The organism is Rhodococcus sp. C3V (assembly GCF_029269915.1).
Lineage (GTDB): Bacteria > Actinomycetota > Actinomycetes > Mycobacteriales > Mycobacteriaceae > Rhodococcus_F > Rhodococcus_F qingshengii.
Genome location: NZ_JARJBE010000018.1, coordinates 1 through 21,410, shown reverse-complemented (window position 1 = coordinate 21,410; position 21,410 = coordinate 1). Strand labels below are relative to the sequence as shown.

At 57.9% G+C, this 21,410-nt stretch carries 20 protein-coding genes and 2 pseudogenes; 20 read left to right on the top strand and 2 right to left on the bottom strand.

Annotated features, from left to right (window positions below; genetic code table 11):
* The first annotated feature begins 123 nt into the window (after positions 1-123).
* The 3 genes and pseudogenes from P3G66_RS29120 to P3G66_RS29110 all read left to right on the top strand — a co-directional run.
* The gene (locus P3G66_RS29120; RefSeq protein WP_276117493.1) at positions 124-495 is read left to right on the top strand and encodes an IS3 family transposase; all 372 of its coding nucleotides are present in this window, start codon (positions 124-126) and stop codon (positions 493-495) included.
* Positions 496-498: 3 nt separating this feature from the next.
* Positions 499-837: pseudogene (locus tag P3G66_RS31985) on the top strand (DDE-type integrase/transposase/recombinase); the annotation flags it as partial.
* A gap of 128 nt (positions 838-965) precedes the next feature.
* A pseudogene (locus tag P3G66_RS29110) lies at positions 966-1,135 on the top strand (IS110 family transposase); the annotation flags it as partial.
* Positions 1,136-1,223: 88 nt separating this feature from the next.
* On the opposite strand, the gene P3G66_RS29105 reads toward P3G66_RS29110, so the two are convergent.
* Complete coding sequence (locus P3G66_RS29105; protein WP_276117492.1) at positions 1,224-2,213, bottom strand: ABC transporter substrate-binding protein; 990 nt, start codon at positions 2,211-2,213, stop codon at positions 1,224-1,226.
* Positions 2,214-2,542: 329 nt separating this feature from the next.
* Here P3G66_RS29105 and P3G66_RS29100 point away from each other — a divergent pair, with 329 nt between their 5' ends.
* A complete protein-coding gene (locus P3G66_RS29100; protein WP_276117491.1) occupies positions 2,543-3,343 on the top strand; it encodes a sigma factor-like helix-turn-helix DNA-binding protein in 801 nt (266 codons plus the stop codon).
* A gap of 176 nt (positions 3,344-3,519) precedes the next feature.
* Here P3G66_RS29100 and P3G66_RS29095 read toward each other — a convergent pair whose 3' ends face one another.
* Positions 3,520-4,119, bottom strand: a complete 600-nt coding sequence (locus P3G66_RS29095; protein WP_276117490.1) for a TetR family transcriptional regulator — start codon at positions 4,117-4,119, stop codon at positions 3,520-3,522.
* Between the two features lie 366 nt (positions 4,120-4,485).
* Between P3G66_RS29095 and P3G66_RS29090 the strand changes: the two genes are divergently transcribed.
* The 16 genes from P3G66_RS29090 (at position 4,486) to P3G66_RS29020 (ending at position 21,216) form a co-directional block, all read left to right on the top strand.
* Positions 4,486-5,199 (top strand): TcmI family type II polyketide cyclase, encoded by a 714-nt coding sequence (locus P3G66_RS29090; RefSeq protein WP_276117489.1) that lies wholly within the window; start codon positions 4,486-4,488, stop codon positions 5,197-5,199.
* Positions 5,189-6,400 (top strand): cytochrome P450, encoded by a 1,212-nt coding sequence (locus tag P3G66_RS29085; protein ID WP_276117488.1) that lies wholly within the window; start codon positions 5,189-5,191, stop codon positions 6,398-6,400. Before P3G66_RS29090 ends, P3G66_RS29085 begins: the two co-directional genes overlap by 11 nt.
* 7 nt (positions 6,401-6,407) lie before the next feature.
* The gene (locus P3G66_RS31980; protein ID WP_346349168.1) at positions 6,408-6,602 is read left to right on the top strand and encodes a ferredoxin; all 195 of its coding nucleotides are present in this window, start codon (positions 6,408-6,410) and stop codon (positions 6,600-6,602) included.
* 47 nt (positions 6,603-6,649) lie between these two features.
* Complete coding sequence (locus P3G66_RS29080; RefSeq protein ID WP_276117487.1) at positions 6,650-8,398, top strand: biotin carboxylase N-terminal domain-containing protein; 1,749 nt, start codon at positions 6,650-6,652, stop codon at positions 8,396-8,398.
* 56 nt (positions 8,399-8,454) lie between these two features.
* Positions 8,455-9,729: a beta-ketoacyl-[acyl-carrier-protein] synthase family protein gene (locus P3G66_RS29075; protein ID WP_276117486.1), complete on the top strand. Its 1,275-nt coding sequence runs from the start codon at positions 8,455-8,457 to the stop codon at positions 9,727-9,729.
* On the top strand, positions 9,726-10,934 hold the full coding sequence (locus P3G66_RS29070; RefSeq protein WP_276117485.1) for a ketosynthase chain-length factor: 1,209 nt from the start codon (positions 9,726-9,728) through the stop codon (positions 10,932-10,934). Before P3G66_RS29075 ends, P3G66_RS29070 begins: the two co-directional genes overlap by 4 nt.
* 75 nt (positions 10,935-11,009) lie before the next feature.
* Positions 11,010-11,273, top strand: a complete 264-nt coding sequence (locus P3G66_RS29065; RefSeq protein WP_276117484.1) for an acyl carrier protein — start codon at positions 11,010-11,012, stop codon at positions 11,271-11,273.
* Between the two features lie 30 nt (positions 11,274-11,303).
* Positions 11,304-12,083 carry an SDR family NAD(P)-dependent oxidoreductase gene (locus P3G66_RS29060; protein ID WP_276117483.1) on the top strand — a complete coding sequence of 260 codons (780 nt, stop codon included), beginning with the start codon at positions 11,304-11,306 and terminating at the stop codon, positions 12,081-12,083.
* A gap of 35 nt (positions 12,084-12,118) precedes the next feature.
* Positions 12,119-13,060 carry an aromatase/cyclase gene (locus tag P3G66_RS29055; protein WP_276117482.1) on the top strand — a complete coding sequence of 314 codons (942 nt, stop codon included), beginning with the start codon at positions 12,119-12,121 and terminating at the stop codon, positions 13,058-13,060.
* On the top strand, positions 13,057-13,284 hold the full coding sequence (locus tag P3G66_RS29050; protein ID WP_276117481.1) for a carboxyl transferase domain-containing protein: 228 nt from the start codon (positions 13,057-13,059) through the stop codon (positions 13,282-13,284). Before P3G66_RS29055 ends, P3G66_RS29050 begins: the two co-directional genes overlap by 4 nt.
* The gene (locus P3G66_RS29045; protein ID WP_346349170.1) at positions 13,230-14,636 is read left to right on the top strand and encodes an acyl-CoA carboxylase subunit beta; all 1,407 of its coding nucleotides are present in this window, start codon (positions 13,230-13,232) and stop codon (positions 14,634-14,636) included. Before P3G66_RS29050 ends, P3G66_RS29045 begins: the two co-directional genes overlap by 55 nt.
* 212 nt (positions 14,637-14,848) lie before the next feature.
* A complete protein-coding gene (locus tag P3G66_RS29040; RefSeq protein WP_346349167.1) occupies positions 14,849-15,742 on the top strand; it encodes an alpha/beta fold hydrolase in 894 nt (297 codons plus the stop codon).
* Positions 15,743-16,026: 284 nt separating this feature from the next.
* A complete protein-coding gene (locus P3G66_RS29035) occupies positions 16,027-17,493 on the top strand; it encodes a DHA2 family efflux MFS transporter permease subunit (protein ID WP_276117480.1) in 1,467 nt (488 codons plus the stop codon).
* A gap of 559 nt (positions 17,494-18,052) precedes the next feature.
* Positions 18,053-18,211, top strand: coding sequence for a hypothetical protein (locus P3G66_RS29030; RefSeq protein ID WP_276117479.1), 159 nt, complete (start codon positions 18,053-18,055; stop codon positions 18,209-18,211).
* 1,751 nt (positions 18,212-19,962) lie between these two features.
* Positions 19,963-20,721, top strand: a complete 759-nt coding sequence (locus P3G66_RS29025) for a response regulator transcription factor (RefSeq protein ID WP_276117478.1) — start codon at positions 19,963-19,965, stop codon at positions 20,719-20,721.
* Positions 20,722-20,772: 51 nt separating this feature from the next.
* On the top strand, positions 20,773-21,216 hold the full coding sequence (locus tag P3G66_RS29020) for a nuclear transport factor 2 family protein (protein WP_276117477.1): 444 nt from the start codon (positions 20,773-20,775) through the stop codon (positions 21,214-21,216).
* The last annotated feature ends 194 nt before the right edge of the window (positions 21,217-21,410 follow it).

The window sequence follows — 21,410 nt, the reverse complement described above, 5'->3', positions numbered from 1 at the left end:
AAAGTCAAATTCTCGTCAATCACCGCACCAACACCTCTGGGTGACAACATAAGACGATCAACGTGCGCCCGAATTTGTGTCCGGTTGGTCGATGCTGGTTGATCGAGCGAAATGGTGGCGGAGATGCGCAAGATTCGCGCTGAGAATCGGGAACTCAAGCGTGCCAACGATATTCTGAAGTCGGCATCGGCTTTCTTCGCGGCGGAGCAGGGCCGCAGCAACAAAGTGATCATCGACTACATCAACCGATACAAAAGCGAGTACGGCGTCGAGCCGATCTGCAGGGTGCTCACCGAGCACGGCTGTTCAATCGCGCCGTCCAGCTACTACGAAGCCCGCGGCCGCGCCGCATCTCGCCGGGCCGTGCGCGACGAAGAACTGGAGGTCGAGATCAGCTGTGTGCATGCCGAGAACTACTCGGTCCGCGGCGCCCGCAAGGTGTGGCTGGAAATGCGTCGAGAGGGTATCGACCTGGCACGGTGCACGGTCCAGTGATTGATGCGTGTAGTCGGGCTCGAAGGGGCGCGAAGAGGGAAAATCAAGCGCACCACCATCGCCGATCCACAAGGCCGCCGTGCGGACGATCTGGTGCAGCGAAAGTTCAACCCGGTCGCGCCAAACATGTTGTGGGTAGCTGACTTTACATACGTTTCGACGTGGTCGGGTTGGGTGTACGTTGCGTTCGTCATCGACGCGTATTCACGCCGAATCCTCGGGTGGTGCACCGCGACGACGATGACGACACCATGGGTGCTCGACGCGTTCGAGCACGCAATCTGGACCCGACGCCGAGAAGAGATTATCGACCTGTCCGGGCTCATTTACCACAACGACCGCGGATCGCAAGGTGGATTCAACTGGTCGAAGCAACACGTTGCTGTTGAATTGATCGTAGGTGTTCGTCCCAAGCTTCAGCGGTGGTTCGCCATTGGAGTCGTTTCCGTGGTCGGGTGTTGAGAGCGTGTGACCGAAGGCTGTTGCGTGCGTTCTATCTGTCGGCGCAGCGCAAGATCCGGCACAGTGCCCAGTCGCAGGTTTTCTACGATCGCAACCGAGCCGAGGGGAAACGTCATACGCAGGCTATCCTTGCGTTGGCGAGACGGAGATTCAATGTGTTGTGGGCGATGTGCTGTGAGACGGGGCCCTCTATCAGGCCCCGTTACCTGCGGCCGTGGCATAAGCCTCGCCCAGGATAATCGCAGGGTGTGTTACGTCTTCAATGTTCACGACATCTTGGTGTATAGCGCGTCCCATCCGCGTGCGACGTAGGTGTTGGTGTAGAGCGATCCGTAATAGGTTGATCCGCCGAGTGTGGTGACGTGTCCTGCTTGCACTGCGGGGAGTCGTTGCCAGAGAGGGTTTTCTGCTAGCGCCCGGTATGCGGCGCTGTCTGGCTCTTCGGTGACCATGAAGCCGTCGCATTCGTTGAGGAGGTCGATGCTCTCGGCGGTGATTCCGCCTTGCCCGTCGATTCCGGGAACGGTCAACGATGTTCCACCGATGTCGAAGAGGGACATATCGCTCGGCTTGTCACCTTTGAGCGAGGTCCGGATGCTCGTGATGTAGAGCATGCTCGTGTCGGGCAGATAGGAGATGCTGGCGACTTTCGTGGATTCGATCATCGCGCGGTGACGGGTGCGGATGTCGCCGATGAGTGTGTCGTAGTCGCCGATCAGTTTGTCCAATGTTGCTGTCCGTCCCAACCATCCAGCCAACCTGTCGAGGTTTGCGCGCCAGTCGAGAGTGAAGTCCGTTGTCAGAACCGGGGCTATGGTCGCTAGATCGGAGTAGGGCAGCGATTCCGCATACCCGGTCGAGCAGATGATCAGATCTGGTGCCAGCGCGAGCAGTCGTTCCAAGTTGGGTGCACCGTCGAGGAATGGGGCGGCGGAATCGACCGGCACCCAAGGTGTTGCCGGGGCGTAGGTGTATCCGACGATGGGCAGTTCGAGCGCTACTGCCGGTTCCAGGTCGAGACGGGAATCGATGGCGATGACCCGAGTCGGAGCTGCCGGAATCTCGAAGGTCCCGTCGGGGGTGGTCACTGTGCGTGTTTCCCGCGCGTCACGTTCTTCGGAGGTTTGCGCTGAACTACATGAAGCGAGGAACGCGGCGATGCCGGCGGTGGCTGTTCCCATCCCGAACTGGCGGCGAGTCAGGTCGTCGACGATCGCATTCCATGCGCGGTCATATGTCTCGGTGGTGCAGCTCATCTGTTTTCCTCGTGGTCCGCAATTTCGACGAATTAATTAGGTATCCTAATTCTCACACAGAAGCTGCTCCGGCCACGCCGCCGAATCGGACAAGAACTATGCCGATAGAGCCACATGATCCATTGTGAAACTCTTGTCTGACTGCCTTTCCTCTCGAAGAAAGCGTGTATCCGAAGTGCAATGCGCTTTCGGTAGACAAAGGACTTGGTCATTCCTTTGACGACTGCCGCTCCCCAAAAGGTGACTCATGGACAGTGAGACCCTCGCCCGACGATTCGACGAACTTCGCCCGCACTTGATGTCCGTGGCTTTCCAGGTTCGTCGGCTCCATGCCTGACGCGGAAGACGTAATCCAGGCCGTGCGGTTGAAGGTTGCCTCATCGGATACGGGTGCGATCGCCAATCTTGCAGGTTGGCTCACCACGATCACCACGCGAACAGCACTCGATACGCTCAAAGCGCGTCACCGGCGCCGCGAAACCTTGGTGGGCGACGCTCTTCCTCTCGAAGGCGAAACAAGCGGCCCGGACGCGGAAGTGCTTCTCGCTGAGTCTGTCAGTCGCGCACTCCTGGTGGTCCTCGAACGTCTGTCCCCGGCCGAGCGGGTTGCGTTCGCGATGCACGACGTATTCGCCATGCCCTTCGACGAAATCGGGAACATCCTGGATCGCACTGCGGCGACAAGTAAGAAGTTGGCGAGCCGAGCCTGCACCAAAATTCACGCCGCACCCACCCCTGCGTCCTCACAAATACCGGAACACACCAAGATCGTGAAGGTGTTCCTCGCCGCCTCACGCGGAAGCGATATCCCCACCTTGCTCGAACTTCTTGCACCGGACGTGATCCGAACAGTAGATCCAATTCTCGTTGCGCCCGGAGCGTCGAGGGTCATCCGTGGGTTCGCAGAGGTTGCGGACGAGACTCGGCAGTTCACCACGCGCGCGAAGAAGGCAGCAGTGGTGCTCATCGATGGCGAACCAGGCGTCGCGATCGCCCCGTTCGGGCGTCTACTTGTCCTGATGACCATCTCATTCGACCCCGACGGGCAGATTCATCGGATCGACATCACGGCCGATCGTTTTTACATCGTTGCCGTGACGCTCACATTGCCAACAGCGGGAAACGAATAGACCTGTTCGAGGTTGCGGAAAGAGGCAGAAGCACTCGACATGGTGACAGGAGAGTGACTCCACCGACTCTCAGGAAGGCAGCCAGATGAGCGAAACCGCCGCTCCCGCAAGGCTTTGTCGCAACATCCGCACCGAAGGGTACGGCGGATGCGAAAATAGGTGCCCCAGGAATCGCGCTAAGTAGTGACGCGCATGGCTGATGCTTCGGCGGGCGTTCCGAAATCCGACCAACCTTCTCGCAGTCGGGCGAATATCGTCCTTAACGTCGATCGCGGTTCTGATCCGTAGGTGACAACGAAGTCAGCGTCTAGCACGTACCGTGCCAAGACTGTTGCCAAAATATCGCCCTGTGGCAGTCCGGCAGCGTCGGCAAGGGCTGCGGCGAGAGACGCTTCCCACCGCCGTTGCATCCTCGATGCGTAGTCCAGGAGTGCTGGAGTGGAATTCACCAGACCGACAAAAGCCGCGGCGGCCTCGTCGCTGCCGCGGTGGGGTACCGCGAGGAAGAATCCCTCGAGTGCGTCCAGAATTGACGCGTTTTGGTCACGTTCGCGAACGGCCGTAACCAGCGCCTGCTCGTAGCTGTCGTCCTCGTCGAAGACCAGAGACTCCTTGCTGGGAAAATAAGAGAAAAGCGTGCTGACAGCAGCGTCCACTGAGCTCGCGACCTCTGCGACCGTGACGTTGTCGAACCCTCGCTCGCAGAACAGTGAGAGCGCCGCGTCGGCCAGGCGTTTGCGGGTCTGAGCCTTCTTCTTCTCGCGCAGCCCCGTCATCACGCACACTCCTCCAGTCGCCACACGATAGTCGACTGCAAGTATACAGCACGATCATTAAAACAGTGACTCTTTTTTTGTAATTATTCCGATTTGGCGCCAAAAGAATCGCATACACCTGCAGTGACCCAGCAACCTGAAGTCCCCGCGTATCGGATTTACAGCATTCCGTCAGGAAATCTTGACATGAACTTTGCACTGTTGTGAGGCGAACCAGCCACGGTTAGCTTCACGTCCTGAAAGATTTTCGCATCATGTGTAGATACTTGTGATGCTGCTATGTGACTCTTTTTCTGTGTACGAGCACGCGTAAGCAATATCGGCTCTATGTCATAACCCGCTGACGCTTCGAGAGGATCGCTTTATATGGGCACGATGGTGACCGCATCCAGGATGAAACCCGACTCTGTGGATCGTGTGGCAGAAATTTTCGCCGAATTCGACGGCACAGAAATTCCCGCCGCGATCGGATTGGTCCGTCGACAACTGTTTATCTATAACGATATTCAAGTGCACGTCTACGATTTTGAAGACGACGCGGATGAATCGGCATTGGCGACAGTAAAGTTGGATCCTAGGATGGGTCAACTCGCAGCAGATCTGTCGCCATATGTAACCCCGCTGAATTCTGAAACATGGAGTTCTCCAGCGGATTCATCGGCATCAGTGTTCTATAAGTGGCTGGGAAGCCTCGGCGCCTCGCCGGCGGCGATGCACAGCACGATCATCGTCGCCAGGCTGGCTGCCGAAGATATATCGACGGTGGAGGGACTTTTCTCGGAGTTCGATCGAACGACAGAATTGCCCGAGCGTATGGGAACGCGTCGGCGTCAGCTGTTTTCGCTCGACGGGCTGTATTTCCATGTCCAAGACTTCGATGACCATCGCGGCGGGTCGCGTATCGAGGATGCGAAGTCCGACCCACGCTTCGTGCGAATAAGTCAAGACCTAAATCCCTATATCAAGGTCTTCGACCCGGACACATGGCGCTCGCCGTCAGACGCCATGGCGACCCGCTTCTATCACTGGTCAGCAACGACACCTTCCATAACGGAAACGGAGCTTCTCAATGACATCTGACACGCACGACGAGGTTCGCTTTCCGATTCAACGTGAATGCCCGTACGCCATCCCCCCGGTATACACCCGGTTGCGAGACGAAGAACCTGTAAGCCAAGTCGTGCTGCCAGATGGAAGGAAGGCCTGGTTGGTCACTCGCTACGACGACGTCCGAGCCGTCATGTCCAATCCCAACCTAAGTTCCGACCGCCGGAATAAGGACTTCCCCGTTGTTGTCGCAGGGCAGAATGCTGCTCTCGCAAAGCATGCACCGTTCATGATCATTCTCGACGGCGCCGAGCACGCAGCTGCTCGGCGGCCAGTGATCAGCGAATTCTCAGTCCGACGCGTTGCCGCGATGAAACCTCGCATACAGGAAATCGTCGACGGATTTATCGACGACATGCTTCTCCTGCCACAGCCCGTTGACCTCAACCAGGCGTTCTCGCTGCCGGTTCCGTCTTTGGTCGTGTCAGAGATCCTGGGCATGCCCTACGAGGGTCATGAGTACTTCATGGAGCTGGCGGACGTACTACTGCGCCGGACCACCGATGAACAGGGACGTATCGCCATCTCGGTCAAACTGAGAAACTACATGGACAAGCTCATCGAAGAGAAGCTCGATAACCCAGGTGATGATTTGCTGAGCCGCCAGATCGAGTTGCAACTTCGCGACGACGGTGAAATCGACCGACCTCAACTCGCCAGCCTGGCGCTACTCGTATTGCTCGCCGGCCACGAGACGACGGCGAACATGATCAACCTTGGCGTCTACACCGCTCTGTCTAACCCCGCTATGCTTAGTGAGATAAAATCGAGCCCCAAAAAGATCGCGTCCTTTGTCGACGAGATGCTGCGGTTTTACACGATTCCTGACTTCGGTGCGCACCGTTTAGCCACCGCAGATGTTCAGGTCGGAGACGTTCTCGTCATGAAGGGTGAAGCTGTAATTGCATCAACATTTTCCGCAAATCGTGACCCCGCAGCATTCGAGAATCCTGAGAACATAAATATCAACCGGGACACAAGGCATCACGTGGCCTTCGGCTACGGGCCTCATCAATGTCTTGGTCAAAATCTTGGGCGGTTGGAGCTTCAAATTGTTTTCGAGACTATATTCAGAAGAATTCCTTCCCTGGAGTTGGCTGTAGACGAATCGCAGCTCTCATTCAAAAGCGATGCGCTGGTATATGGACTCTACGAACTCCCGGTGAGGTGGTAAAGGGACTATGAGGATCATCGCAGATCACAGAGTATGCATCGGTGCGGGGCAATGTGTGCGCACCGACCCAAGCCTATTTGATCAGGACGAAAATGGGCTCGTAAAAATCCTCCATGCCAATCTTGGAGAAGGAAAATTGAACTCTGCTGAACGTGCCTCCTACGTATGTCCAGCTCAGGCATTAAAGCTTGCATACGAGTAAGGGAACATTCCGTTCGTTCGCGCTAAACATTCTCATGGAGCCGTCAAGTGTCGTCCAAGATTACGAAACTCCTTATAGCGAACCGTGGAGAAATTGCAGTACGCATCATTCGTACGTGCCGCGATCGCGGAATCCGGTCGGTCGCGATCTACGCGAAGCCGGACAGTGCATCTCGCCACGTCACGCTTGCCGATGAAGCATATTCGCTTGGCGGCTCTACGCCGTCCGACAGCTATCTTGCTGTCGACAAGATCATTGAGGCCGCGGCCGCATCAGGGGCAGATTCAGTCCACCCAGGCTATGGTTTCCTCTCGGAGAACGCAGATTTTGCCCAGGCAGTTCTCGACGCGGGGCTTGTGTGGATCGGCCCATCGCCCAATGCAATCCGGGCGCTGGGTGACAAGGTCGCCGCACGCAAGATTGCTGCCGAAGTGGGTGCCCCACTTGTACCTGGTACTGCCGATCCAGTCGAGTGTGCCGACGACGTTGTGGCGTTCGCGAATGCACACGGCCTTCCAGTCGCGATTAAGGCAGCGTTCGGCGGGGGAGGACGTGGGCTGAAGGTGGCGTGGGAAATTGGAGACATCCCGGAGCTATTCGACTCTGCTCGCCGCGAGGCGGTTGCCACCTTTGGACGGGGCGAATGCTTCGTAGAGCGTTACCTCGACAAGCCACGCCATGTCGAAACTCAGTGCTTAGCAGATGAACACTCCAACGTAGTGGTCGTCTCGACACGTGATTGTTCGCTGCAACGTCGGCATCAGAAGCTTGTTGAGGAGGCGCCGGCGCCGTTCCTGACCGCGGAGCAGAACGAACGCATCACTACAGCGTCCAAAGCCATCCTTCGACGTGCTGGTTACGTCGGGGCCGGCACTTGCGAGTTTCTTGTCGGATCTGATGGCTCGCTGTCCTTCCTGGAAGTCAATACTCGACTACAGGTTGAACATCCTGTCACCGAAGAGGTCACCGGCATCGACCTAGTCGACGAGCAGCTACGCATCGCGGAGGGTGAACCTCTTGGATACACCGACCCCCCTCCGCACGGACATGCGTTTGAGTTCCGAATCAATGCTGAGGATCCTGGCCGCAGTTTCCTGCCAGGACCAGGGCGCATCACGAGATTCGACATACCGTCGGGTCCTGGCGTACGTATTGACTCTGGCGTCGTCGTCGGAGACGAACTGGGAGCTGCTTGGGACTCGCTGCTGGCAAAGCTGATCGTCTCTGGACCAGACCGAGCGACTGCGTTACGGCGTGCGCGGCGTGCGCTTCATGAGTTCGCCGTCGACGGCGTGCCGACCGTGCTCCCATTTCACCGCGCCATCGTCACTGAACCAGACTTCGTGAATGCACCAATGCGTGTACACACTCGGTGGATCGAGGACGAATTCACCGAAACAATTGCGCCCCAACAACTGTCCACGGCGCTCGGAAGCGCTCCCGACAGTGAAACCCTGGTCGTCGAGGTCAACGGGAGACGCGTCGAGGTCACTATTCCCGTGGATGCTTCGGTCGACCGACGCGCGCCTGCACGTCGTCCGCGGTCATCATCAACAACAGTGCGCGCAGTATCGGCTGATGCGCTGATCGCACCGATGCTCGGGACAGTCGTGAAAGTCGCTGTCGTAAATGGTGACACAGTCGCTGAAGGTGACCTCGTTGCGGTCATCGAGGCGATGAAAATGGAGCAACCCCTAAAAGCTCACCGCCCCGGCGTGATTGCCGGAATGGACGTGCGCACCGGCAGCACGATTAGCGGAGGCAGCGTGCTCTGCCGAATCGATCCCAGCGATTAATGCGCTGAATCTCCACCTTTACCTGGTTTTGCCTGACAAATACGGGAAGGAACATAATGAGCAGACGACGTGTAGTCATTACTGGACTTGAGGTGCTCGCACCCGGCGGTGTTGGTTCCGCCGAATTCTGGTCGTTACTGACGGCCGGACGAACTGCCACGCGTCGGATCTCCTTCTTCGACCCCACGCCGTTTCGATCTCAGGTCGCGGCTGAGATCGACATATCAGTCACCGAACATGGCATATCCGCCCGAGAAGAGCGGCGGATGGATCGGGCAGCGCAATTCGCGCTGTTAACCGCACGCGGAGCCCTACGCGACAGCGGACTCGACGTCGACACCATCGACCCGTTCCGTATTGGGGTTGCCGTCGGCAGTGCAGTCGGCGCCACCACGCGGCTTGATCAGGAGTACCGCATTCAGACCGACTCCGGTTCCCTCGACTGTGCCGACCATCGCTATGCCGACCAGTTCTTCTACGACTACTTCGTACCCAGTTCATTCGCCGCCGAGGTAGCGGAGTCTGCAGGCGCGCGAGGACCCTCAACCGTTGTCTCAGCTGGCTGCACATCAGGCCTCGACTCAGTGGGTTACGCCGTCGACCTCATCCGTGAAGGTACCGCTGACGTCATGATCGCGGGCGCGGCCGATGCTCCAATCTCTCCAATCACGATGGCTTGCTTCGACGCCATCAAGGCAACCACCCCACAAACCGAGGAGCCGGAGACCGCCTCACGGCCGTTCGACGACACCCGCAACGGCTTCGTTCTCGGCGAAGGATCGGCCATGTTCGTCCTCGAAGACTACGAAGCAGCGAAGGCCCGAGGAGCACAAATTTATGCCGAGATTGCCGGCTATGCCACTCGCAGCAACGCCTACCATATGACGGGTCTGCGTGCGCACGGACTGGAGATGGCCGAAGCCATTACAGGTGCTCTCGATGAAGCCAGACTCGACGGCACCGTCATTGACTACATCAATGCGCATGGGTCTGGCACCAAGCAAAATGACCGCCACGAGACGGCTGCATTCAAACGCAGCCTAGGCGAACATGCATACAGCACCCCGATCAGTTCAATAAAATCAATGGTCGGACACTCGCTCGGGGCCATCGGGTCGATCGAGATAGCCGCCACCGCTTTGGCAATCAAACACAATGTCGTACCACCGACCGCAAATCTGCACACTGCAGATCCACTATGTGACCTGGACTATGTTCCCGTAACCGCACGAGATCATGTTGTCGATGTGGCGCTTACGGTGGGTAGCGGTTTCGGCGGCTTCCAAAGCGCAATGGTTCTGGCCGCGCCTGACAAGGCGGTTACACGATGACTGCGGTGGGAGTGACTGGTCTAGGGGTGTTGGCTCCCACCGGGGTCGGCAAACATGACTACTGGGCATCGACCCGTATCGGGAAGAGCGGCATCGGCCCGATCACAACTTTCGACACCACTCGGTATCCGAACCACCTCGCCGGCGAAATTCGCGACTTCGCCCCGGAGCAGTTGCTGCCGGGCCGCCTCAAGCCGCAGACCGATCGAGTCACTCGCCTATCGCTCGTGGCAGCAGATTGGGCCTTGCAGGATGCTGATCTCGATCTGTCCACCCTCGATCCGTTTACCATCGGAGTCTCTACGGCCAGCTCCGCGGGCGGTTTCGGATTTGCGGAGCGTGAACTCCAAGCGTTATGGAGTAAAGGCGGACAGTACGTCAGCGCTTACCAGTCGTTTGCGTGGTTCTACGCGGTTAACACCGGACAGATTTCGATCCGCAACGGCCTAAAAGGCCCCAGCGGCGTAGTCGTCTCGGATGCGGCGGGAGGCCTCGACGCCATAGCTCAAGCCCGTAGGCAGATCCGAAAGGGGACGACGACCGCGCTTACCGGTGCAGTTGACTCGACGCTCTGCGCCTGGGGACTGGTAGGAATCCAATCCAGCGGACTGCTCAGTACCTGCGGCGATCCCGACCGGGCCTACCTTCCCTTCGACCGAGACGCCTCTGGACACGTGCCGGGCGAAGGCGGATCGATGTTCGTCCTCGAATCAGTAGACTCCGCTCGCCAGCGCGGTCGTGAAGTATATGGCGTTATCTCCGGCTACGGCGCGACATTCGATCCGGGCGATGGCCCACCACGGAAGGATGGATTGCGCAGGGCGATCTCGAACGCGTTGACCGACGCTGACGTCGCGGCGGACGACATCGACGTCATTTTCGCCGACGCGGCAGGCATCCCCGAACTTGACCGCGCGGAAGCCGACGCCATCATTGACATCTTCGGAAAAAGACGCGTACCTGTCACTGCACCCAAAGCAGCGTACGGTCGCCTTTGCGCCGGTGGCGGACCACTTGATGTGGCAACGGCACTATTAGCGATCGGTGACAGCACGATCCCGCCAACGATCAACGTCGAGCCGGACCATACCTACGGCCTTGACCTCGTGTGCCAACCACGCGCAGCGCGGTTGCACAACGCCCTCGTCATAGCGCGAGGCTATCGGGGATTCAATTCTGCTGTCGTTCTTACCGCACCGCGCTGAGAGTTTTTGGGCGACAGCCCGATTCATCCTATTTGCGCCAGTCCCGGCACCCACAACGAATGAAGAGGTAAAACCATGAACGCAAGCGAGTTCGGAATTCACGATCTTCGCCGCATTCTCACCGAGGGCTCGGGCGTCGACGACGCAGTCGACCTTAACGACGACATTCTCGACACCGAGTTCGAGGCGCTCGGCTACGACTCTCTGGCAATCCTGGAAACTGCTGGACGAGTGGAGCGCGAGTACAGCGTATCGCTCGATGAATCAGCGCTTCTCGACGCCCTGACGCCGAGAATGTTCATCGATCTCGTCCGCTCTTTGGACACCACCGCCGCCTGACCTGAAACTATCGACGAGCACGGAGGAACCATGACCGACGAGAAAGTCGTGTTGATTGCCGGTGGCACTAGTGGTATTGGACTAGCGGCCGCAGAACTATTCGGCACCCAAGGTGCCAAAATCTACATTGGCGCGCGCACTGCCGAGAACGTGTCCTCGGCAGTGAAGGACCTGTGCGAGAAAGGATATTCTGTCGCCGGATATGAGGTTGACGTCCGTGACGGGGATTCAGTTCGCAACTTCGTTGCAAGCGCCGTCGCTACGTTCGGCCCCGTCGACGTTCTGCTGAACAGTGCCGGCATCAGCGGGGGAGGCGTCACTGCCAACCTCTCCCAAGATGTGTGGGACAACGTCATCGATACCAACCTCAACGGCGTATTCCGGTTGACCCATGCCGTCCTCAATGTTGGTGGCATGCGGGACAAGTCGTGGGGACGCATCATCAACATCGCGTCAACGGCAGGCAAACAGGGCGTCGTCCTTGGCGCCCCTTATTCGGCGTCGAAGCACGGTGTCGTCGGCTTCACGAAGGCACTCGGCAACGAACTTGCCCCCACCGGAATTACCGTCAATGCGGTCTGCCCTGGCTACGTGGAAACGCCAATGGCACAGCAGGTTCGGAGAAACTACGCCAACCTCTACGAAATTACCGAAAACGAGGTGTTGGAGAAGTTCGAAGCGAAAATACCCCTCGGTCGATACAGCACCGCCGACGAGGTCGCCGGCCTGGTCGGTTACCTAGCGACCGACGCGGCTGCGTCGATAACGTCGCAGGCCCTCAATGTCTGTGGAGGCCTGGGCAACTTCTGAGCCTGAGTTTTGATCCCTTCTTCGAGAGGACTGCCATGACCGCAGAATTAACGCGCCGTCACGCGGAGCACGCGATCGACATAGACGCCCCAGCCGCACAGATCTACACCCTCATCGCCGATGTCACCAACTGGCCCAGGATTTTTCCACCAACCCTGCACGTAGAACGCATCTCCAAGTCAGATCACGAGGAGCTGATCGAAATCTGGGCGACGGCTGTTGACGATGTCAAAAACTGGACCTCGCGGCGCGTGTTGGACGCGGCCAATACGCGGATTGACTTCCGGCAAGAACGCAGCCAGAGTCCGATTGCCTCCATGGGTGGGAGCTGGATCATTGAGTCGCTGCCTAACGGCTCGTCGCGGGTGCGCTTACTTCACGACTACACTGCGGACGACACGAGTGCATCGGCCTGGATCGACGAGGCCGTCGACACGAACTCGCGCGCGGAACTCGCTTCGCTCAAATTCAATATCGAGCGGGACGTGCTCGCCGCATCACGGACCATAACTTTCGTCGACACCGTTCGGATTCGCGGCTCTGTTGACGACGTGTTCGACTTCGTGAACGACGCACATCTGTGGCCCGACCGGCTCCCCCACGTAGTCACCGTGCGCCTTGGTGAGCCGACTCCGGGGGTGCAGTCACTCGAAATGGACACGCGTAGTCCTGACGGATCGACTCACACGACCAAGTCGCTTCGGGTCGTTGTGCCGCGCAGCAAGATTGCCTACAAGCAAAGCACTTTGCCTGCCCTGATGGAGCTGCATACCGGTGTATGGCTATTTGAACAAGAGGCAGACGAGGTCGTCGCGTCGTCACAGCACACTGCCGTCATCAGGGCTCAAGCCATCGAAGATGTGCTCGGTGTCGGCACCGACATCGAGACCGCAAAGCAGTATGTCCACCATGCCTTGAGTACCAACAGCCTTGCGACGCTTGCCCACGCCAAGGCTCACGCGGAGGGGGACCGATGACTATTGCCAACACCCCGGCTGGGGTAGCGGACACTGGCGTCAGCAGGCTTGAGAAGTTGCGTCTACTCAAGGAGGTAGTGCGAGATGGTGATGCCGAAGCAACTGAGCGCCAGCACGGCAAGGGCAAGCTCACCGCCCGTGAGCGGATAGATTTGCTCTTAGATCCCGAATCATTTACGGAACTAGAGGTTTACGCCGTCACAGAGCGCAGGGTTTTGGACTAGAGACCCGGCGACCACATACCGACGGCGTCGTAGCAGGCTGGGGCACTGTCCACGGCAGGACTGTCTTCGTCTATGCCCATGACTTCCGCATCTTTGGCGGTGCACTAGGTGAGGCGCATGCCGCCAAAATTCACAAGGTTATGGACCTGGCCATCTCTGCTGGCGCACCTCTGGTCTCTCTCAATGACGGGGCCGGCGCCCGCATCCAAGAGGGCGTCACCGCCCTTGCCGGATACGGCGGGATTTTCGTCCGGAACACCAAGGCGTCCGGAGTGATACCGCAGATCAGCGTAATGCTGGGGCCCTGTGCAGGTGGCGCAGCGTATTCCCCCGCGCTCACTGACTTCGTCTTCATGGTCCGGGATACTTCGCAAATGTTCATTACCGGACCCGATGTAGTTGCTGCTGTGACGGGCCAAAGCGTAACCGCCGAAGAGTTGGGCGGTGCCGCGATTCACGCAACTAAGTCTGGTGTATCTCACTTTGACTACGAAGATGAGCAGACGGCACTTGATGATGTGCGCTTCCTGCTGGCGATGCTGCCCCAAAACAATCGTGAACGGTCACCGCGCGTTCCTAGTGGCGATTCGCCGCACCGTACCAGCGAACGACTCGCCGAGCTCGTGCCGGACAGTGGGTCTGTTCCGTACGACATACGCGCTGTGCTCTCCGAGATCGTTGATAACGGCGAGTTCATGGAAATCCATGAACATTGGGCGGCAAATATCGTCGTCGCTCTGGGCCGTATGGACGGACACGTGGTCGGCTTCGTCGCCAACCAACCGCAGGTGCTGGCCGGCGCACTGAATATCGACGCTAGCGAGAAGGCCGCCCGATTCGTCCAGATGTGCGATGCCTTCAACATCCCGCTGGTGACTCTGGTCGATGTCCCTGGTTTCCTTCCAGGTGTCGACCAGGAGCACAGCGGCATCATTCGTCGTGGCGCGAAGTTGCTGTACGTCTACTGCAATGCCACGGTGCCAAGGGTTTCAGTAGTGCTACGAAAGGCGTATGGCGGCGCTTACATCGTGATGGATTCTCGAAGTGTGGGCGCCGATGTCGCCCTGGCATGGCCGTCCAACGAGATAGCCGTGATGGGGGCGGAGGGCGCTGCGAACGTGGTGTTTCGCAAACAGATTGCAGCGGCGAAGGACTCAACCGCCGAACGCCAACGCCTGGTCGATCAATATCACGCCGACCTTATGCATCCGTACTACTCCGCCGAACGGGGACTGGTCGACGATGTCATTGAGCCTGGCGAGACTCGGCCGCTGGTGATCCGCGCCCTGAACATGTTGCGTACCAAACATACAGATCTCCCAGCCCGTAAACACGGAAACCCGCCGCAGTAGAAGGGACCTCAAGAGATGCCAGCTTGCCCATATTCACAGATCGGTGCCGAGCTCTCACCTGAGGACTCTGCTGCCCTGTTTGCAGTTATATCGCGCCGGCGCAGCGTACGCACCGCGACGGACGGCAGTCCGTACGCCGAAGTCGGCCAAATCCGCTGGCGTTCGGGAGAAGTGAGTCGGCCGGTCACTTGGCGCCAAGTGGGCGATCCGCGATGACAATTACCGACCCAGCCACTGGCATGCCGCTATCCCCGGGCTCTGAGAGGATTGTTGTTTCATCATCTGAGGCGGAGGTTGAGCGTGTACACCTGCAGACCAGTGCCGGCGTACTTTCCGCTTTGTTCGTTGCTCCGACCGGTCCGCCCCGCGCAACTATCGTCGCGCTTCACGGGGCGGGGATGACCGCGCGATACTTCCACGGACGCTTGTTGCCAGGGCAGTCGTTAATGGCACTCGCCGCCCAGTTGGGTTACAACGTCCTCTGCGTCGACCGCCCAGGCTATGGAGCGTCGGCCATCCAATTCAGCGACGGACTACTTATCGACGAACAGGCCGATGTCATATCGGATGGCGTACAACACTTTTTGTCGTCCCGGTCGAAAGGCCGGGGGATAGTGCTCGTCGCGCACTCCTTCGGCGGCAAAATCGCGCTGGTGATGGGTGCACGTCAGCTGGTGCCGAACCTGTTGGGAATCGAGATATCGGGGTGCGGATACCGGTTCGCCGATTCTGGATACTCCGCTATCTCGCCGCAACGCAACTGGGGTCCGCTTCGCCTATACCCACCCCACACCTTCACGACGTCCAAGGAAATCGTCACTCTCGCGCCTGCACGAGAACTGAACGAGACCGCGAGCTGGGCGATGAGGCTACCCGATATCGCTGCGCGGCTTAGTGTTCCAGTTCGTATGACCTTCGCCGAGCACGAGGGATGGTGGCAGCATGACGAGAGAGCAATCGGCGAGATACGTGAGTTGCTCGTTGCTTCTCCTCGTGTTGAAATCGAGCACCATCGCCAGGCCGGTCACAACATCAGCCTAGGGTGGTCCGCCCGTGCTTATCACCTCAAGGCGCTCGCCTTCGCTGATGAATGCGCTGCAGCCTGACCAAACCCCCAAACCCACTATCAGGCCCGCGCTTCAGGAGCGGCCATCCGACCATTCTGAAGCCAGGCCTGCCTGTCTGGCAGCGGGTCAAAATTCTGCGCACCACCTCGCCGGTCGCACCCTTGTCGGCCCGATCCCACGAGCGGAATCCATCGAGATACGCATCCCGCGCAAAATTCTGTAGTTATTGCATTATTGTAGTCACTACGGATATTGTCGGTGATGCCGCACTCAAGAATGAAGATTGTGGGCGATGCCGCACTCAAGAATGAAGGAGGCCACTGATGGGCTCGACCGTTCAGACAGCCGCACCCAGTGCACCGCAAGAAGCAAGTAGTCGAAGCCTCAATCTGACAATCCTGGCTCTAGGAATTGGTGCAATCGCCAGCATCCTCGACTCGACGATCGTCAACGTCGCTGTGGACCACCTGTCGCAGGTGTTCGGGGCAAGCCTTACTCACACCCAATGGGTGATCACAGGTTTTCTGCTGGCGATGGCCGCAATCGTTCCGCTGTCGGGGTGGATGATCGATCGACTCGGCGGTCGCACCACCTGGATGATCGCTCTTTCGACCTTCCTTGCCGGTTCAATTGCCTGCGGGCTGGCGTGGAACCTTAACTCTCTCATTGTGTTCCGAATTGTCCAGGGCCTCGGCGCCGGTCTGATCATCCCCGTGCTGATGACACTCATGACGCAGGTCGCCGGCCCAGCCAGGCTAATGACAGCGATGGGAAGCTTTTCACTGCTCGTGCAGGTCGGGCCCATCCTAGGGCCTGTGATCGGCGGCGTGCTGGTGCAAGGCGCCAACTGGAGATGGCTTTTCCTCGTAAATATCCCCTTCTGTGTAGTGGGGCTAATTTTGGCTCAACTCATACTCCCGCCCCGGGACCGGGCAACACAGAAAAGGTCACTCGACGTGGTCGGACTCGTGCTACTCGCGCCGTCACTGGCCGCCCTGGTATACGCACTGAGCAACATCACCGCCGACCACGGCCTCGCGCCTGCAAATGTTTGGGTACCGCTTGCGTTCGGTGTCATCGGAATCCTCGGATTTATCGGCTGGTCGCTACACGACGGCACCAGAGCCCTCATTGACGTCCGCCTCTACTCGGACCGTGGTTTCAGCGTGGCCAACGGACTCAGCGTCTTATCCGGGTTCACGATGTTCGCCGGTATGCTTCTGCTGCCCTTGTACTTTCAGGCCGTCCATGGTTCCTCGATCGTCGAGGCAGGCTTGTTCCTAGTTCCCCAAGGTCTCGGCGCGGCAGCACTAATCGTCGGGGGCAAAAAGCTGACCAAGAACATATCCGCCCGTACGAAGGTCATCGCGGGCTTCATACTGATGGCGATCGGAACCTTGCCCTTCGCGTTCCCCGAGTTGCGCGATATGACATGGCTATTGATTGTCGCTCTCTTCGTCCGCGGCGTCGGTATCGGAGCTAGTACGCCCTCCCTCAATGCTGTTGCCATGATGGGCCTTCCAAAGGATCAACTTGCCCGGGGTACCACGGCATTCAATATTGTTCAGCGTATTGGCGCCCCTTTCGGAACTACAGTCATAGCAGTGATCCTTGCTCGCGCCACGGCGAGCGCACCGCAGACTGATCTCGGCACTGCACAGGCATTCGGAACAGCATTCTGGTGGACTATCGCATTCACTGTGCTGCCGGTTGTCTTGGCCATGCTGCTGCCGCGCGCGAAGACGTCGAGCCCCGCTACAACAAAACAACCAGCCGGCTCCGTGAAATAGCGTTGCGGCGGCTAGATATACAGCGCCGACATCCTGTGCACTCAGTGCCCGACCCGGGTCAGGCTTCGTGCAAGACTGCCGCCTCGCGCAGAACTAGTTCATCGACTGATCACATTTCATCCGAGAAACAACACTGGCAGCCCACGATTGAATCTTGCTTCGGCGCGATCGTGGATCAGGGCTGACGCGCCGACACGCTGCCAAGCGATCCCAGTGTTCGGCACGACAGCGAAGAAATGGTTGATACCACTGGGCGGGCGGCGCGGGGGCGATCACGTCCGCTCGAGCGTCACATCATCGTCCTGTGCTTCCCGCCGATGGGTAGCCGGGCCTGCCGACCCACGACTGACCCCCGATACCGTCCTGAACGATCTTTGATGCCCCAGTGGCGACATGTGGATCAGGAGATGGGTTGGGCGGTCGCGCCTCACCGCTACGAACACCCTGAGCCAGGTGATCCGGTCCACGGCACCATGAAGAATCTCGGCCGTAGCCCCGTCAGTAGTGGGACGTCGCATGCTCGAGTACACGATAGGTAGCCCGCAGACAAGGAAGGCCCGTGGCGTTAGCGCACCACGGGCGGGATCATCACAGCCAGTTGGCGTATACGGAGATTCTCTGCGGCGAACTCAAGACCGTCGCACGGTTCTTCGATCTGCGCCAACGTCCTCTTCGCTCTCCTTGGCTCGTCGTCAAACAAGTGCTCGCAGACAGCTGAGTGCCTCTGTTGCCGCTTAGTGCTCTTCGCCGCAACCCTAGGCATCAGCGTCAGGCAAAAACGAGTCGGCGGTACAGGTCGTGGACCAACGGAAAGTCGAACGATTCAACCCGCACCTTCAACTGGCGCAACGCCTACTCCCGTATCCACCTGGCAAGTGACGCTCGCGCAGCGGCCTACCGAGAGTCCAAGAAGGCGCAATCGTCACAGACCCCAGCGGGCAGCAAGGGGCGAATAACCCCTCGAACGCATCGCGTGTCCCTGAGAGAGTCGTAGATCTTGGGGCGATGACCGGCAGGCTACCTCTCCGGATCTTTGCGCACGCCTAAACGTGTAGTTACTATATAATTGTAGTTAATACGACTTTAGGTACTGATGTTGCTGAGGCAGGGTGAGTGCCCGGAATGGAGTGGGATTGTGGATCACTCGCAGCAGGAAACACCGCCTGTCGCCCGCACGGCTTGCGATCCGATACTTGCCGATCGGCTGAACGAGCTGATTGCGGGAGTCGAGGCTCGCGAAGGGCGAACGTATACGAACAAGGCGATCGCCTGTCGTGCGACTCTTCTTGGGTATCCACTCAGTACGGCCGCAGTCTCACACATACGGTGTGGACGTATACGTAACCCCAGCTTTCGTAACGTCGTGGGGATCGCGCTAGCGCTGAATCTGGATGTCCACCACTTCCTGTGCGCGCACGATGGCACTAGTTTTGCTGACGTTGCACCGGCCACGCGTCATGTGAAGTCCCCTCAATCCGAGGCCCTGCCTCCGGAAATCGTGCGGCTAAACAGGCTGGGGCAGAAGATGTTCTACGCGGTGACCCATGGTGTAGTGACTGAGCTATGTCGGCATCCCGAGTATCGCCTCGATGGCCCCGCCAATCCGGTGTGAGTGCAATTGTGGAGTGAGTCGATTTTTGGTCGACTTGCATACTTGTGGTGGCATCGCCTACTGTAGTGCTGTCTAACGCACCGTCGCCGCTGGCGAGTTTGAGTAGCCGGCAGAAGGCCGCGACTCTGCTCCGAATTGTGTTTTTGTTCGAACGGCCCGAAAGTAAAGCGCGCTGAAGCGCAAAATTAAGGCATTCTTTTCTTAAAGAATGTCCACTCAGCCATGCGCATTTATTGGTTTCCTGTTCCCGAAAAGTGTTGCGCTTCAAGGGATTACAACATCTTGTGAGCTTAGTCACTTTGTCCGAATTTCGGTTGCGAATGATAGTTTCCTACACTAGATATAAGATATGAGTGTAGCCCAGGAGGCAGTCTTCGAGGTTCAGCAACTTATCGAGCGATACATGCTTGGAATTGATTACGATGAAATCACGGAGGAGTGGGCTAGGTCACTTTTCAGTGTCGACGTCGAGATTGTCTATCCGGTCAGTCGTCATCGCGGGCTAGATGGACTAGTTAAGTTTCAGACGTCTTCCTTAGGGCTCTGGGCGGCGACTCATCACATCGTCACGAATCCAATAGTCGAAGTCGTGGCAGAGCGCGCGTCCATCAGAGCCAATCTGCTATCAGTGCATATTCCGAAGGCTGCGGACAAAATAGTGAAAAGTCCTAACCACTATTCTGGTACGTACATGACCGGAAATGCTGCACGCACTCGCGACGGGTGGCGCTTGACGCACCTCACTTTTGATCAGGTATGGCAATCGAATAAACCAGATATCGATATACCGACCCGAGACTAGCGTTCAAGAAATCGTAAGGCAATCCTTGAGTGCATGACAGGAAGGGGGGCGTGTCGTGACTTCCGAGTGTGTATTATCCGTTGCGAAGTGCCGTGATGCCGGAGAAGGGCCGGGGGGTATCGGCGATTCAGGGCGCGGTGAAATTCTTATTGGGCGCTGGAGTGTCCTTATCATTGACGGCGACAGACAGCACAGCACGTGTATGGCTGAGGCGCTCACCAGAAGTGGCCACAGCGTTCGGTCCAGTACATCGGGTGCGGACGGGGTCGCCGTTCATCACGATGCGGACCTTATAGTTCTGGATCTGGACCTTCCTGACCTCGACGGTCTAGAAGTCTGTCGGCTAATTCGATCTTCTTGTGACACCCCTATTGTCGTTGTCACATCGCGCGACACAGAACTGGATTGCGTGTTGGCGCTACAGGCCGGCGCCGACGACTACATTACGAAACCCTACGGCCGCCGTGAGCTCATCGCGCGACTTGAAGCGGTAATGCGTAGAGTTACTCCTGATCTGGCGCGACCTTCCGATAGCGTTGTGGACTGCGGACCGCTTCATATTGACCGGTACTCCCGCGATGTGGTCATGGACGGACGAGTAATTTCCGTTACCAGAAAAGAGTTTGATCTCTTGTTGATCCTAGCCCGCTCTTTCGGTGGGGTGGTGACGCGCGAATATATCATGCAAGAAGTGTGGAAAGAATCGTGGTCGGGACGCACGGTCGATACACATATTAGTAGCCTCCGCAGTAAGCTGGGAAGTTCCGACACGATAGTTACGATCCGGGGAGTCGGGTTCAAATTAGCGTTATAAATTCATGATTGCGGTGTCCGCGAAAATCAACTCGCTCGAAGGGCTTCTATTATGACCAGTAGTTCAGCACACCATGAGGCGCTTGTCGACAAGGATGCGCTAAGAGAGCTGATTTCCAGGTTCGGGTTCACCGTTGACAGTGGGAACTACACCGGATTGTATTCCTTGCTTTCCGAGGAAGTGGTCATGGAAATTGATGAGCGCATGGTAATTCACGGCGTTGAGAATTTGGTCAGGATGGGGGACAAACCCGTATGGGGAGCTACCCAGCATCTATACACAGATGTAGTACCTGATGTGGCGGGGAACAGGGCAACCATTCTCGCGAACCTAGTTGCGATCCATGTACAGAAAGGCAAACCATCCGAGCATTATGACTTCGGCGCCCGCTATAAATTTGAAGCCGAGCGTGCAGATGATGGATCCTGGTGGCTGTCCCGCATCGTTATTACAAAGTTATGGGAGTCGGGGAATGACCAACAGATGTTTGAATAGGACGAATTACGAAAGTGACACACGGACTAAACGCCAGTGAAGGTTCGTCGGCTGTGGCGGCGCAGTGTATGACGGCGACGGCGGTGTAGTCCGGTCGGCCCAAGCTCACAGACATAACGCAAATAGGTCTTGTCGATACTGGCATGACCCCCATCAAGTGAGCCGCAAGTTATGAGAATCCTTCCGCCCTGATC